The 209-nt window shown below is 52.2% G+C and carries 1 protein-coding gene; it reads right to left on the bottom strand.

Annotated elements, in window-relative coordinates; translation table 11 throughout:
* Positions 1–209: DDE-type integrase/transposase/recombinase (locus V6C16_RS14875; protein WP_333543645.1), on the bottom strand; the 209-nt coding region annotated here is incomplete at both ends.

Here is a 209-nt window from a genome sequence, read left to right as displayed (position 1 = left end):
GAATTTCTTGCGGGCAGCCACGCCACTCGATGATTTGCTCCAGTGTTCGCACCACGCGTTCGGCTGGAAGCGAGAAGTCTATCTCAATCCCAAGCCCTTCACGGTTAAAGTCGTCAATAACGTTCAACAGCCTGATCGTTCGCCCGTCCCGGAGTTGGTCATGCATAAAATCCATTGACCATACCTGATTAGCAGACTCCGGTACGCTT

Source organism: Desulfovibrio sp. 1188_IL3213, from assembly GCF_036763145.1.
Classification (GTDB): domain Bacteria; phylum Desulfobacterota; class Desulfovibrionia; order Desulfovibrionales; family Desulfovibrionaceae; genus Desulfovibrio.
The sequence above is the reverse complement of the archived record's forward strand: the minus strand, read 5'-3'. Positions and strand labels throughout refer to the sequence as shown.